Below are 12,638 nucleotides of genomic sequence, written 5' to 3'. Positions count from 1 at the left end.
AGACTCTAAACTGTTTCGCTATGGGGATAACTGTGCGTCATGCCACCCATGGCGACGAGCAACCTTTACACGCTCTGGCGACACTTACTTTTGGATTAGCCTGCCCACCGGGCACGACAGAGGCCGATATAACCGCATTCATCGCCACGAACCTGTCCGCCGAACGGTTCGCCGGCTACCTGGCCGACCCGGGCCGGATCCTGCTGCTGGCCCACGACGACGACCGGCCGGTGGGCTATTCGATGCTGGTCCGCGGCCCGATCGCGGACCCGGACGTGGCCGCCGTCGTGGACGCGACCACCAGCGTCGAGCTGAGCAAGTTCTACCTCCTCGCCGAACGGCACGGCTCCGGCGCGGCCCACGCGCTGATGACCGCGACCCTGGCCGAGGCCGCCGCGACCGGCGCGGAGACCTGCTGGCTCGGCGTGAACCAGCAGAACGCCCGGGCCGCCCGCTTCTACACCAAGCACGGCTTCGACATCGTCGGCGTCAAGCGCTTCCTGGTCGGCGCCGAGTGGCACGACGACCACATCCGCCAGCGCAAACTGGGTCAGGCGATCAGGGGCTGCACCTCCTCGGCGACGAAGCGGACATAGCTCTCCGGGTCGGGCTCACCGCGCATCGGCTGGAGGATGACCTTGGTGGCGCCGGCCGCCGCGTAGGCCCGCACCACCTCCGCGATCTCCGCCGCGTCGCCGGCCACGCCCGGCTCGTCCGGCCCGCTCTGCTCGCGGTGGACCCGCAGAAGTTCCCGCGCGCCCGGCCCGAACGCCGCCGCCACGAACACCACGATCTCGTGCGGGCCGTCCACCGCGATCAGCCGTTTCGCCTCGGCGACCCCGGCGACCGTGGTCGCCCCGGTCAGGATCGTCCCGTCACCCACCTCGCCGGACAGGGCCAGCGTCTTCGGCCCGGTCGCCCCGATCAGCAGCGGCGGCGCGACGACCGGCGGCCAGTCCAGCGTCACCTTGTCGAGCCGCACGTAGCGCCCCGCGGTGGTCACCGTCTCGCCGTGCAGCAGGGCGCGCACGGCTGTCGCATACTCCCGGAGCAGGGTCAGCGGGGACGCCGGGCGGGCACCGACCTGGGCCATCCACTCCTGCACGCCGTGGCCGACGCCGGCGATCGCCCGGTCACCGAAGAGCCGGCCGAGGGTGGCGATCTCCATCGCGCAGAGCGCCGCGTTCCGGAACGGCACCGGCATGATCCCGATGCCGACCCGGAGCCGCCCGGTCACCGCGAGCGCGGCCGACGCGGCGGCGACGCCACTGTTCAGGAAGCAGTCCTCCCAGAGCCAGAGCTCGCCGAGCCCGGCCTCGTCCGCCGCCCGGGCCACGCCGAGCAGCCGCTCCGGCGGGTTGTTCGGGGTAAAGATCGCTCCGAGTGTCGTCATGCCCGCCATTCTGGTGGCACCCCCCGACAAGAATCCGGCCGTGAACCGAATCGCGGCGACCGGGCATCAACGGTTGTGAACGACCAACTGCACATCGAGGACGGCGTGCTGATCCGCGAGTCGGTCGGTGATCCGGAGCGGTTCGCACCGCTCTTCGACCGGCACGCGGTGACCGTGCACCGCTACCTGGCCCGCCGGATCGGCCCGCCCGCCGACGACCTGCTGGCCGAGACGTTCCTGATCGCGTTCCGCCGGCGCGCCGACTATCAGCCGCTGCGGCTGGAGGTACGTCCGTGGTTGCTCGGGATCGCCACGAACGTCCTGCACCGGCACGTTCGTCAGGAGGAGCGCCGCTACCGGGCACTGGCCCGGGCGGCCGGACAGCAGGATCCGCCGCCCGATCCGGAGGGGGCCGAGGACCGTCTCGACGCCCGGGCCATCCGGGCGGAACTGGCCGCGGCGCTGGCGAAACTCAAGGCCGCCGACCGCGACGCGCTCCTGCTGCTGGCGTGGGGACAACTCTCGTACGCGGAGATCGCCGCGACCCTGGCCATCCCGATCGGCACCGTCCGCTCCCGGATCAACCGCGCCCGCCGGCAGACCCGCGCTGCCCTCGGCCACACCCCTACGGAGGTGGAGAAATGACCGACGACCTGGACCTTCTCAACCGGTACGGCCCCGATGCGCCCGAGCTGTCGGCCGCGACGTCGAGCACCGCCCGCGCCGCCCTGACCGCCGAGATCGCGGGTACCGGACAGCGCAAGGTCCCGCGGCGCCCGCCCTGGCTCATCCCCGCCGCGGCCGGCCTCGGTTTCGCCGCCGCCGCGGTGACCGCCGTGATGATCGCGCTCGCCGCCGTCCCGGGCGGCCGGGTCCCCTCACCCCCGCCGACCCGGGCCGGCGCCTCGGCCCTCGCAACGGTGCGGCTGGTCGCCGCGACCGCTCCGGAGTTCGACTACGAGATCCCCGGCCTGGGCGACCCGGTCTTCACCGCCGGCCCGGGTGGTCCGATCACCGCGGTCTACCAGGTTGGCACCCCGGAGAAGAGCATGAGCCTGCGGACCGGCCGGGCCGACCCGGGCGATACGCCGGGTCAACGCGCCGTCAAGGTGGACGGGCACCCCGGCCGGATCCTGTCGATCCCCGGCCAGGACGTCGACTCGGTCGAGCTGACCTGGGAATACGCCGCCGGGGTCTGGCTCACCATCGGCACCAACGGGCGCCCGGCCACCGAGGACGAGGTCATCCGGATGGCGACGACGGTGCGGGCGAAGCGGCAGTCGCTGGGCTTCGAGGCGACGCTCGGGCTGATCCCGGAGGGCTGGACGCTGGCCGGCTTCAAGGGCTCCGCCCTGCTCTCCTACGCCGACCCGGCCCACCTCGATCAGCAGGTGCACCTTCAGTGGTGGTCCACCCCGGCCGGCGACGAGACCGGCGAGACCTCGGGGCTGGCGGAGACCACGCCCGTGACGATCAACGGCAGCCCGGCCACTCTGGACCGCGCGGCGGAGATCTGGGTCGTCAACGGCGGCCGGTTGCCCGACGGGTCGGCGTTCCGGCTGATGGCCCCGCGATCGTTCACGGCCGATCAGGTGCTTCGGCTCGCGCGGTCGGTACGCCGTACCGAATAATCGGGTTTTGATATAAGCAGTGGCTTAAACGTGACGGAAAAGTGTCGCACCCGGGGACTACCTTCATTGATGCGGACCGACGCCACGGGGGCGTCGGTCCGTCCAGATCAGACGGTTGTCGCGCGCAGCAGGGTCTCGCCCGCCGCGCGCGCCCGTTCGCGCAGCTCAGGCGGGGCTTCGATGGTGAACGGGGCGCCCAGCACGCCGAGCACCATGACCGGCCAGCCGAGGTCGTCGACGTTCATCCGAAGTCGACAGTGCCCCTCCCCGAGCACCTCGATCTGCCCCCAGTGGCCGGTCGACGCGCCGATCGCCGCCGGGGTCGCCTCGATCAGCACGGACACCTCGTACCGATTGGGAATGGCTCTTATCCGGGACCGCAGCCAGGCCACCGGGTCGCCGCCGGGGATCTCCCGCGGCCGGAAGCGGGCCCCGGTCAGCGCCGGCTCGGCGATCCGGTCCACCCGGAAGTTGCGCCAGTCGGCCCGGTCGAGATCCCAGGCCAGCAGGTACCACTTCCGGCCGAGCGGGACGAGGCGGTGCGGCTCGACGTGCCGCCGCGAGACGTCGCCGGTGCGCGGGGTGTAGCCGAAGCGCAGCCGTTCCTCGGCCCGGGTGGCCAGCGCGATCGTGGTCAGCACCCCGGCGTCCAGCACCGGCCCGCCGCCGAAGACGCCCGGGCTGGTCACCGCCTGCAGCGCGTCGATCCGGCGGCGCAGCCGCGGCGGGAGCAGCTGGATGACCTTGGCCAGCGCCCGCACCGACGTCTCCTCGAACCCGGCGACCGCCCCGGCGGCGGCGCTGCGCAGCCCGACCGCGATCGCCACCGCCTCCTCGTCGTCGAGCAGCAGCGGCGGCACCGCGGCACCGGCCTGGAGTTGGTAGCCGCCGGCCACCCCGCGCGCGGCGTCCACCGGATAGCCCAGCTCCCGCAGGCGGTCCACGTCCCGGCGCAGGGTGCGCGGGGAGACCTCGAGGCGCTCGGCCAGCTCCGAGCCGGGCCAGTAGCGGTGGGTCTGCAGCAGCGACAACAGCCGCAGCATCCGGGCACTCGTGTTCGCCATGGATCCAGAATCCCTCGGATTGCGGTCAGGAGCTGACCGCAACGAACCCTAGCGTCGGAGCCATGATGATTGCGACGCGAGAACTGACGAAACGGTTCAAGAGCGTTACCGCGGTCGACGGCATCACCCTCGACGTGGCGGACGGCGAACTGGTCGCGCTGCTCGGCCCGAACGGCGCCGGCAAGTCCACCACGCTGCGCATGCTCACCACGCTGATCCCGCCGACCGCCGGCAGCGCCGAGGTGGCCGGCTTCGACGTGGTCACCCGGCAGCGCGAGGTGCGGCGCCGGATCGGGTACATCGGGCAGGGTAACGGCGCCGGGCACAGCCAGCGCGGGCGCGACGAGCTGATCAGCCAGGGGCGGGCGTACGGCCTGCCGGTCCGCCAGGCCCGGGCCCGCGCCGCCGAGCTGATCGACTCGCTCGGCCTGGGCGAGGTCGCCGACCGGACCGTCTCCACCCTCTCCGGCGGCCAGCGCCGCCGCCTGGACATCGCGATGGGCCTGATCCACGCCCCGGAGCTGCTCTTCCTCGACGAGCCGTCGACCGGCCTCGATCCGCAGAACCGCGCCAACCTGCAGGAGCACATCCTGCGCCTGCGCCGGGAGCACGGCACCACGATCGTGCTCACCACCCACTACCTGGAGGAGGCCGACTCGATGGCCGAGCGGGTGATCGTGATCGACCACGGCCGGATCATCGCCGACGACAGCCCGGCCCGGCTCAAGACCAAGCACGTGGGTGACCGGGTGATCCTCGGCTTCGGCTCCGAGGCGGAGGCCGCCCGGGTCCAGCAGGGGACCAGGGAGGGCACCCGGGTGGTGATCACCACGGACGACGGGCCCCGGCTGGTGCTGAGCCTGCTCGACACGCGACCGGAGACGGTCGAGGTGATCCGGCCGACCCTGGACGACGTCTTCCTCACCCTGACCGGCCGCAGCCTGCGCGAAGAGACCCCGGAGGCCTGATCATGAGCTCCCTCGTCACGGACACCCGGGTGGTCTTCAGCCGGGAGCTGCGCCCGGTGCTGCGCAGCCCGTTCTCGATCGTCTTCTCGATGGTGCAGCCGCTGTTCTTCCTGGCGCTGTACGCCCCGCTGCTGCCGGACGAGACCTCGCTGCAGTGGTTCGTGCCCGGGATCATCGTGATGTCGTGTCTGTTCGGCACGTCGATGACCGGCTCGAACCTGCTCTACGAGATCCAGTCCGGCTCGCACGAGCGGATGCTGGTCACCCCGCTGCGCCGGCCCGCGCTGCTGATCGGGCGGGCGCTCAAGGAGATCGTCCCGATGCTCGCCCAGGCGGTGCTGATCGTGGCGGTCTGCGTGCCGTTCGGGTTCCGGCTGCATCCGCTGGGGGCGCTGCTCGGGCTGGTGATACTGGCCGGTTTCTGCGTCGGGCTGGGCGCGCTGTCGTACACGCTCGCCCTGGCCTCGAAGAACCAGGAGTGGCTGTTCTGGACCGTACAGCAGACCCTGCTCTTTCCGTTGTTGCTGCTCGCCGGGGTGCTGTTGCCGATCGAGAACGGTCCTGCGTGGTTGCGGTTCCTTTCCGACATCAACCCCATGACGTACGTCGTGAACGCCGAACGTGCCCTGTTCGACGGCGACGTGTGGTCCACCGCCACCGGTTACGGCGTGCTCGCCGCCGCCGGGGTGGGACTTCTCGGATTGCTGATCGGTGTCCGGGCGATGCAGCGCTCCGATTGACGTACCGGCCCGCTACGTTCTTTACTCGCGACTCGTCGGGGCGAGACGGGTGCATCGAGGCGGAAGGTGGCGGGCGGACGCATGCTCGGTCGGCAGCGTCGGGACGACGACGAGTTCGTCTCACCCGGGTTCGAAGAGGGCGGCTGGCACCGGGAGTCCCCCGGTGACGTGGTCCGCGTCGGCGCGCGCTGGCGGGCCCGGCGGCGCGTCCTGCCCGGCCCGTTCCGGCACCTGCTGGACGGGCTGATCCGGCCACCGGCGGTCGCCTCGGCGCCGCGCCGCGCGAACCCGGACGCCGTGGTGGACTGCGCGGTCTACACCTCCGGCGTGCGGCGCTCGGAGCCCGGGCAGCCGCGGCAGATGTCGTATCCGGACGCCGCCCGCCTGGCCCGGCGGCGCCGCAACGCGTTCGTCTGGCTCGGCCTGCACGAGCCGGACCAGCCCACGATGAACGTGGTCGCCGAGGTCTTCGGCCTGCACGAGCTGGTCGCCGAGCAGGCCACCACCGGCGGGCACCGGCCCGGGGTGGAGACCGCCGGCGACGTGACCCGGCTGGTGCTGCGGTCCGCGCGGTACGTCGAGCACGACCGGCTCACCGACACCTCCGAGGTGGTGGAGACCGGCGACATCACGGTGCTGATCGGCTCGTGGTTCGCGATCACCGTGCGGCACGGCCCGGTCGGCCCGCTCTGGCAGGTCCGGCAGGAGCTGGAGAAGCGGCCGGAGGTGCTGCGGCACGGCCCGTGGGCGGTGGCCTACGCGGTCGGCAGCCGCCTGGTCGACAGCTACCTGGACGTCGCCGGGCACGTCGAGCGCGACCTGGAGCGCCTGGAGGAGGAGTCCTTCGCGGCCGTCCGGAGCACCGGGATCGCCCACATCTACCAGCTGAAACGGGAGATGGTGGAGTTCAAGCGGGCGGTGCTGCCGCTGGCCGAGCCGCTGGCCCGGCTGCTGGAGACCCGGGAGCTGCCGGCCGGGCTGCGGCCGTACCTGGTCGACGTGCGCGGGCGGCTGAGCCGGGCGGTGGACCGGGTGGCCGGCTTCGACGACCTGCTCAACTCGATCCTGCAGGCCCGGCTCGCGCAGATCTCGATCGATCAGAACGACGACATGCGCAAGATCGCCGCGTGGGCCGCGATCGCCGCGGTGCCGACGGTCATCGCCGGGATCTACGGGATGAACTTCACGGTCATTCCGGGGCTGGACTCGCCGTACGGCTTCTCCGTCACGATCGCGGCGATGGCGGTGCTCTGCGGCGGCCTCTACTGGCGGCTGAAGCGGACCGGCTGGCTCTGATCACGGTCGGTGATCGCGACCAAGGTCACAGACGCTGCGTGACGGCATTCCAGTTTGGATCAGTCACCCGCTGGATACGCTCAGGATCACCCGATCGGGCCGGTTTCCACACCGGACGGTGATACGGGACAGCCGCCTCCGCCCCTAGCCCGCGACCACGGCGAGTGACTAGGTTCCGGGGTTGCGTTGATCTTTGGGGAGTGACGGACGTGACGGCAACCGAGGCCACCGGCTTGACCCTGCGCGAGCGTTCGTGGCTTCCGCTGGAGCACATCCGCACGATCGGCCCGCTGACCGGGATCACCGCGGCCCGGATGCGGGACGCGCTGACCGGCCTGCACCGGGCCGACCCGGAACACCGGGCGGTCTCCCGGCTGGATCGTCCGGGTGCGGCCTGGCAGCACCTGGACACCGCGGAGTTCGCCGTCTTCGTCCGGGACGTGGTCACCGACCTCGGCCCGGCGACGCTGGACTTCGCGACGATGACCCGGCGCCTGCAGGACGAGCCGCCGGGCGAGCATCCGGTCCGGATCCTGGTCGGCGGCGGGTACGTCGCGCTCAAGGTCTCCCCGGCGTACGGCGACACCGAGCCGGTCAACGCCCTGCTCCGCGAGCTGGTCCGGGCCGCGCTGGCCGGCCGCGCCGCCGCCCTCACCCCGTTGACCGCGCGCCGCTGGGCGCTGCCGCGGGCCTGGCTCAAGCAGGTCGGCCTGCGCCCGAGCCGGTGGCGGGACGGGCTGGCCGTGCCCCGGCCGCCGCAGCGCCTTCCCGCGCCGACCCGCCCGTGGAAGGCGAGCCTGGTCACCTGCTCGGCCCGGTCGCCGCGGGTGCTCGGCGAGATGCGCCTGTGGCGCGACCGGCACGCCCCGGGCGCCACCGCGCCGGCCATCGCGTTCGCCGCGTTCGCCGCGGCCCTGGTCGAGCTGGGGCTGAACCCGGATCTGTCCGGCGGGGTGTTCCTGGCCGACGCGCGCTGGCACCTGGGCCAGGCGGCCGGCGTCGACGGCAACTTCAGCACCGGGTCGTACCTGTCCCCGGCCAGCCTGACCCACCCCGCGCCGATCGACCGCACGCTCACCGCCGAGCTGGCCGGCGGCCGGATCCTGACCGCGATGCTGCTGCGTTCCGGCCGGATGATGGTGACCCGCGCGCCGCGGATCCCGCAGCCGTACCCGGAGGAGATCGCGATCGAGCCGCGCCCCCGGTTGGTCTTCGACGACCAGGGGCGGCACGACCTGCTCGGCGATCTGCCGTGGGCGGTCGGCCCGGCCGGCCGGATCAACCAGAGCGCGCCCGCGCACTGCGAGCCGGAGGGCATCGCGCTGGCGATCAGCGAGATGGACGGGGTGGTGCACCTGGACGCGACGTTCCACTCCTCGACGTACGACCTGGTGGTCCTGCAGCGCGCCCTGGACCTGGTCTGCAGCGACCCGGCCGGCCTGATCGGCGCCCGCCTCTGAGGCTCGGCGTCCGCCGCTGAGGCTGGCGGAAGACGAAAGGCGCACGGCCGGGGGGAAGCCGGCCGTGCGCCCTTTTTCATCCGGGGATCAGGTCAGTGGTGACCGCCGCCGCCCTGCCCCGGCCCACCGTGGCCCGAGCCGCCCGGCTGCTGACCGGCCGGCGAGCCGCCGCCGGGCTGCATGCCGCCGGGGTTGGCGCCACCCTGGTGCGGGGCGCCGGGCTGGTCGTGGCCGGGCATGCCCTGGCCGGTGGTGGGGCCGCCGGGGTGGCCGGCTCCGGGGCCGCCCGGACCCCCTTGGCCCCCCGGCGGAGTGTTGCGCACGACCGGCAGCGACATCGCCGTGGTGCGTGTCTGGGTGCGGGCACGCATCCCGCACTCGTTGTACGAGATCGTCGTCCAGAGCTTCGCCACGCCGCCGGCCACGTTCTCCGGGGTGACCCGGACGCGGGTGACCTCGGTACGCCGTACGCCGAGGGTGTTGCCCTTCAGGAAGTTGGCCGCACGCCGGTTGCCCAGGTATTCCACCCGGACCCGCTCGCCGCGGACCTGGACCTGCGCGTCGCAGACCGGCCGGTCGGTGCGCCAGGCGATGTCGACCCAGGTGGGGACGTTGGCCCGGACCGGCTTGAGCCAGGCGGTGACCGGCTGGGGGCCCCGGGGCGCCGCGGTGGCCGGCGCGGCGGCGACTGCCGTCAACCCGGCTGCTGCAGTGGCCAGCGCGAACGTTGCTGCGATTCGCCGACTCATGTGCATTACGAATCCTCCGATGCCCTCTGTTCAACCGGTCCGGCAGTAGCGGCGGCCCGGCGAAAAGGACAATATGGGAATTGAGTACCTGACTGTCCGGATTTGCCCGCGTTTTTCGGAGGGGAAACGCGATTTGGACAAAACGTCAGTATTCGGTCAGCCGAAAAGAGGATGCCGTCGCGCGGGACTGAAACCCGATCTACCGGGTAACCCTCGACACATGGCTGAGAAGGCGGAAGACCTCGGCGAACCGGTCGCCTACCAGGTCCTGCGTGCGGGCGTGCCGGTCTACGCACCCGGTGGCGACACGGTCGGCACGGTCGAACAGGTCCTCGCCGACGACGGCCCGGACGTCTTCCACGGGCTGGTGATCGGCACGCCGGACGGGCGGCGCTTCGCCGCCCGCGCGCAGGTGGCCGGCCTCTACGAGCGCGGCGTGATCCTCACCGAGCCGGCCGAGCGGCTGGGCACCGACCTGCCGGTGGAGCGCCACGAGAGCGGGCTGAAGCGGGCGTGGGACTGGCTGGTCCAGCCCCACTGACCCGCTGCCGCCTCGACTACTGCTGACCGCGGTCCCGGTAGGTCCAGTTGCCGTTGCCGAGCGTGCCGCGGCCGGACGAGCTCTTCGCCGCCTGCTCCTGCTGCGCCATCCGGGCGTCGATCCGGGCCTTCAGGTACTCGGTGGCGGCGCGGTCCTCCTCGCTGGGGGCGGCCATCAGCGCGTACACCATGCCCAGCAGGGCGAAGACCACCGTGATGCCGATCGGCACCAGCAGCGAGCCCGCGCTGGCGCCCTGGATCGTGCCGAAGTGCTCCTCCTCGGTCACCGACATCGCCGACATGCCGGTGAAGTGCATGCCGTTGACCGCGACGCCCATCACCAGGGCGGAGATGAAGATGATCAGCGGCTTGCTGACCACCAGGGTGAGCCAGAGCGCGACGGTGGCGGCGACCACGGCGATCACCACCGAGAGGATGACCCGGGAACCCGCGTAGTGGATCTCGCCGTTCACCCGCATCGCGGCCATGCCGGTGTAGTGCATCGCGGCCACGCCGAGGCCGGCCACCACGCCGCCGGTCAGGATCCGCACGTGCCGCGCGCCGGTGCCGAGCAGCGCGATGGCCAGGCCGATGCCGACCGCGACGATCGCGATCAGGACGCTGGCGGCGGTGAGGCCCACGTCGTACCGCACCTGTTCGCCGACCACCTCGAAGCCGAGCATGGCCACGAAGTGCATGGTCCAGATGCCGGTCGCGCCGATGGCCAGCGTCGAGAGGACGAGCCACCAGCCCTTCTCGGCGTTCGTCCGGGATGACCGCAGCCGTGTCGCGCCGATGAGGCCGAGTAACGAGCCGAGCACGGACAGCAGATAGCTGAACGTGGGGGTCACCCATCCGTGGTCAAAGTGATGGATCTCCGCCATGGTTGCCGCGCTCCCTCTCGTGAAGAGTTTTGCCGCGCTGCATACTGCCTCAGCCCCGTCGCGGTCGTCACCGATTGTGATCCAAACTTCGTTACGAGCGCACGAGCAGATGATCTCAATTTGGGTCACGGTTGATGGCGCATCGTCCGAAACGGGGATAACGGACATCCGTTTTGCCTTGTAGGAGCGATATAGTCCGCTTTCCGTTACGAGGCAAATACAAAACGGACGAACCTATTACGTACGGCCGTAGCGATGACTTTCCGTAACGTATACGAAATGCCGTCGTTCACGCCCCGGCAGGCGCCTGACTGGCCGGGGTGAGCAGGCTGAGCGCCGCCGCCCGCTGCGAGTGGAGAACCTGCACGGTGTCCTCGGTGCAGGTGCCCGGCCGCTCGTCCATGACACAGAGTGTGCCGACGACGTGACCCTCCGGGGAGTGCAGCGGGACGCTGGCGTACGACCGGACGCCGCTCACCGCGAACAGCGGGGTGTCCGCGTACTCGCCGCTCGCCTGGCTGTCCACGATCAGCACCGGCACGTCCTCGGCCACCACGATCGCGTCCGGCGACCACTCGGCCGGCACCCCGCCCGCCTCCCGGACCCAGGTCGGCATCCCGAACGACCCGGCCACCACCACGGAGTCGTTGAGCATCAGCGTGATCGCCCCGGTCGGCACCTTGGCCAGCACCGCGAGCCGCTCGGCGAACGCGTCCAGCCCGGCCACGTGCGCGGGCCGGGACAGGAAGTCCGAGACGGCCAGCAGCCGCGGCACGTCGGACAGCTGGGCGGCGGTGCCGTGATGCGGGTCCTGCGCCGCGAGCAGCTCGGTCGCCGCCTCCAGCAGATGCTTGGGGCGGACCGGCTTGGTGATGGTCACGTCGAAGAGCTGCCGGGCCGCGGCCGGCGTGGCGGCGGACAGCATGATCATCGGGATCGCGGCGGTGCCCACCTCGGCGCGCAGCCGGCCGGCCACCTCCAGCCCGCTCATCCCGGGCATGTGGTGGTCGAGGATGACCAGGTCGGGGAGGGTGCGCTCGATCAGGTCGAGGGCGGCCGCGCCGTTCGGGGCGGTCTGCACGGCGTGCCCGGCGTTGCTCAGCACCGTCTTGAGCAGCTCCGCGATGTCCCGGTCATCCTCCGCGATCACGATGGACGCCATGGCGCGCTCCCCTCGGTCGGCCGCACGATCGACCCGACCATAAGCCCGGCAAGCTCCACAGATCCCCGAAACCCACAATGTCGGGTATTATCGATTTATCAAATTTTATCGGCGCGGATTTCGGCGACGCCGCCTGGGCTCACGGCACTTGGGCTCACGCCGCCCGGGCTCACGCCGCCCAGTCCAGCTCCGCCGACCGGATCCGCCGCACCAGGGCCGCGATCCACTCCAGCTCCGCCGCGACCAGCCCGTGCCAGTACCCGTGCTCCAGGGTGCCCAGCTCGGCCATCGCCGCCGACCCGGCCGGCAGCGCCGCCTGCTCCCCGGTCAGCCGCTCGGCCCGCGCGGTGAGCAGCGCCACCGCCCGATCCGCCGGAAGGCTCCCGAGGCAGGCCACCGCGAGCGCGAAGTCCACCGACGCGACCGGGGTGTCCCGCAGGCCGGACTCGACCTTCGCCCGGAAGCAGGCGATGCCCGGGCCGGTCAGCACGTACTCCGTCCGGGGCGGGCGGTTGCCGACCTTGCCGGGCTCCCGCGCGTCCACCAGACCGGCCCGGTGCAGCGACTTGAGCAGGGTGGTCACCGTGCTGCGGGTCGCGGTGAGGTGTGCGTACCGCTCCTGGAGGCGGGTCGCCAGATCGTAGGCGTGCGCCGGGCGCTCCCCGAGGAACCCGAGAATCGGCAGCACCAGACTGTTCCGTGAGGCATCCAGCGGCATGGAACAACGGTATGGGCGTATACACCTAGAAAC

At 71.8% G+C, this 12,638-nt stretch carries 14 protein-coding genes; 8 read left to right on the top strand and 6 right to left on the bottom strand.

The window, feature by feature from the left end; all coding sequences use genetic code 11:
* Window positions 1-20: 20 nt before the first annotated feature.
* Window positions 21-596, top strand: coding sequence for a GNAT family N-acetyltransferase (locus tag L3i22_RS05655; RefSeq protein ID WP_221325936.1), 576 nt, complete (start codon window positions 21-23; stop codon window positions 594-596).
* On the opposite strand, the gene L3i22_RS05650 is transcribed toward L3i22_RS05655, so the two are convergent.
* Window positions 551-1,393 carry an LLM class flavin-dependent oxidoreductase gene (locus L3i22_RS05650; protein WP_221325935.1) on the bottom strand — a complete coding sequence of 281 codons (843 nt, stop codon included), beginning with the start codon at window positions 1,391-1,393 and terminating at the stop codon, window positions 551-553. The genes L3i22_RS05655 and L3i22_RS05650 overlap by 46 nt on opposite strands.
* 75 nt (window positions 1,394-1,468) lie before the next feature.
* Here L3i22_RS05650 and L3i22_RS05645 point away from each other — a divergent pair, with 75 nt between their 5' ends.
* Entirely contained in the window at window positions 1,469-2,038 is a 570-nt protein-coding gene (locus tag L3i22_RS05645; RefSeq protein WP_255657981.1) for an RNA polymerase sigma factor, read from the top strand.
* Window positions 2,035-3,024, top strand: coding sequence for a hypothetical protein (locus tag L3i22_RS05640; RefSeq protein WP_221325934.1), 990 nt, complete (start codon window positions 2,035-2,037; stop codon window positions 3,022-3,024). The genes L3i22_RS05645 and L3i22_RS05640 overlap by 4 nt, the downstream gene beginning before the upstream one ends.
* Window positions 3,025-3,131: 107 nt before the next feature.
* On the opposite strand, the gene L3i22_RS05635 is transcribed toward L3i22_RS05640, so the two are convergent.
* Window positions 3,132-4,088 (bottom strand): YafY family protein, encoded by a 957-nt coding sequence (locus L3i22_RS05635; protein WP_255657980.1) that lies wholly within the window; start codon window positions 4,086-4,088, stop codon window positions 3,132-3,134.
* Window positions 4,089-4,153: 65 nt separating this feature from the next.
* Between L3i22_RS05635 and L3i22_RS05630 the strand changes: the two genes are divergently transcribed.
* From L3i22_RS05630 to L3i22_RS05615, 4 genes are all read left to right on the top strand, one after another.
* Complete coding sequence (locus L3i22_RS05630) at window positions 4,154-5,056, top strand: ABC transporter ATP-binding protein (RefSeq protein ID WP_221329797.1); 903 nt, start codon at window positions 4,154-4,156, stop codon at window positions 5,054-5,056.
* A gap of 2 nt (window positions 5,057-5,058) precedes the next feature.
* Complete coding sequence (locus L3i22_RS05625; protein WP_221325933.1) at window positions 5,059-5,796, top strand: ABC transporter permease; 738 nt, start codon at window positions 5,059-5,061, stop codon at window positions 5,794-5,796.
* An 81-nt stretch (window positions 5,797-5,877) separates the two neighbouring features.
* Entirely contained in the window at window positions 5,878-7,092 is a 1,215-nt protein-coding gene (locus L3i22_RS05620; protein ID WP_221325932.1) for a magnesium and cobalt transport protein CorA, read from the top strand.
* 209 nt (window positions 7,093-7,301) lie between these two features.
* Window positions 7,302-8,552 (top strand): hypothetical protein, encoded by a 1,251-nt coding sequence (locus L3i22_RS05615; RefSeq protein ID WP_221325931.1) that lies wholly within the window; start codon window positions 7,302-7,304, stop codon window positions 8,550-8,552.
* A gap of 92 nt (window positions 8,553-8,644) precedes the next feature.
* On the opposite strand, the gene L3i22_RS05610 is transcribed toward L3i22_RS05615, so the two are convergent.
* Complete coding sequence (locus tag L3i22_RS05610; RefSeq protein WP_221325930.1) at window positions 8,645-9,301, bottom strand: hypothetical protein; 657 nt, start codon at window positions 9,299-9,301, stop codon at window positions 8,645-8,647.
* A 220-nt stretch (window positions 9,302-9,521) separates the two neighbouring features.
* Here L3i22_RS05610 and L3i22_RS05605 point away from each other — a divergent pair, with 220 nt between their 5' ends.
* Window positions 9,522-9,842 (top strand): hypothetical protein, encoded by a 321-nt coding sequence (locus L3i22_RS05605; protein ID WP_221325929.1) that lies wholly within the window; start codon window positions 9,522-9,524, stop codon window positions 9,840-9,842.
* A gap of 16 nt (window positions 9,843-9,858) precedes the next feature.
* Here L3i22_RS05605 and L3i22_RS05600 read toward each other — a convergent pair whose 3' ends face one another.
* The 3 genes from L3i22_RS05600 to L3i22_RS05590 form a co-directional block, all read right to left on the bottom strand.
* On the bottom strand, window positions 9,859-10,692 hold the full coding sequence (locus tag L3i22_RS05600) for an MHYT domain-containing protein (RefSeq protein ID WP_255657978.1): 834 nt from the start codon (window positions 10,690-10,692) through the stop codon (window positions 9,859-9,861).
* Window positions 10,693-11,014: 322 nt separating this feature from the next.
* Entirely contained in the window at window positions 11,015-11,887 is an 873-nt protein-coding gene (locus tag L3i22_RS05595) for a response regulator (protein ID WP_221325927.1), read from the bottom strand.
* A 169-nt stretch (window positions 11,888-12,056) separates the two neighbouring features.
* Window positions 12,057-12,605: a PadR family transcriptional regulator gene (locus L3i22_RS05590; RefSeq protein WP_221325926.1), complete on the bottom strand. Its 549-nt coding sequence runs from the start codon at window positions 12,603-12,605 to the stop codon at window positions 12,057-12,059.
* Window positions 12,606-12,638 lie beyond the last annotated feature (33 nt).

The sequence above is a fragment of the Actinoplanes sp. L3-i22 genome (assembly GCF_019704555.1).
Taxonomy (GTDB): domain Bacteria; phylum Actinomycetota; class Actinomycetes; order Mycobacteriales; family Micromonosporaceae; genus Actinoplanes.
The sequence above is the reverse complement of the archived record's forward strand: the minus strand, read 5'-3'. Positions and strand labels throughout refer to the sequence as shown.

Excerpts from the sequence above, each read along its gene's own strand:
- L3i22_RS05655 (WP_221325936.1), top strand. The coding sequence starts at position 21 with ATGGGGATAACTGTGCGTCATGCCACCCATGGCGACGAGCAACCTTTA.
- L3i22_RS05650 (WP_221325935.1), bottom strand. The coding sequence starts at position 1,393 with ATGACGACACTCGGAGCGATCTTTACCCCGAACAACCCGCCGGAGCGG.
- L3i22_RS05640 (WP_221325934.1), top strand. The coding sequence starts at position 2,035 with ATGACCGACGACCTGGACCTTCTCAACCGGTACGGCCCCGATGCGCCC.
- L3i22_RS05635 (WP_255657980.1), bottom strand. The coding sequence starts at position 4,088 with ATGGCGAACACGAGTGCCCGGATGCTGCGGCTGTTGTCGCTGCTGCAG.
- L3i22_RS05630 (WP_221329797.1), top strand. The coding sequence starts at position 4,154 with ATGATTGCGACGCGAGAACTGACGAAACGGTTCAAGAGCGTTACCGCG.
- L3i22_RS05625 (WP_221325933.1), top strand. The coding sequence starts at position 5,059 with ATGAGCTCCCTCGTCACGGACACCCGGGTGGTCTTCAGCCGGGAGCTG.
- L3i22_RS05620 (WP_221325932.1), top strand. The coding sequence starts at position 5,878 with ATGCTCGGTCGGCAGCGTCGGGACGACGACGAGTTCGTCTCACCCGGG.
- L3i22_RS05610 (WP_221325930.1), bottom strand. The coding sequence starts at position 9,301 with ATGAGTCGGCGAATCGCAGCAACGTTCGCGCTGGCCACTGCAGCAGCC.
- L3i22_RS05605 (WP_221325929.1), top strand. The coding sequence starts at position 9,522 with ATGGCTGAGAAGGCGGAAGACCTCGGCGAACCGGTCGCCTACCAGGTC.
- L3i22_RS05595 (WP_221325927.1), bottom strand. The coding sequence starts at position 11,887 with ATGGCGTCCATCGTGATCGCGGAGGATGACCGGGACATCGCGGAGCTG.
- L3i22_RS05590 (WP_221325926.1), bottom strand. The coding sequence starts at position 12,605 with ATGCCGCTGGATGCCTCACGGAACAGTCTGGTGCTGCCGATTCTCGGG.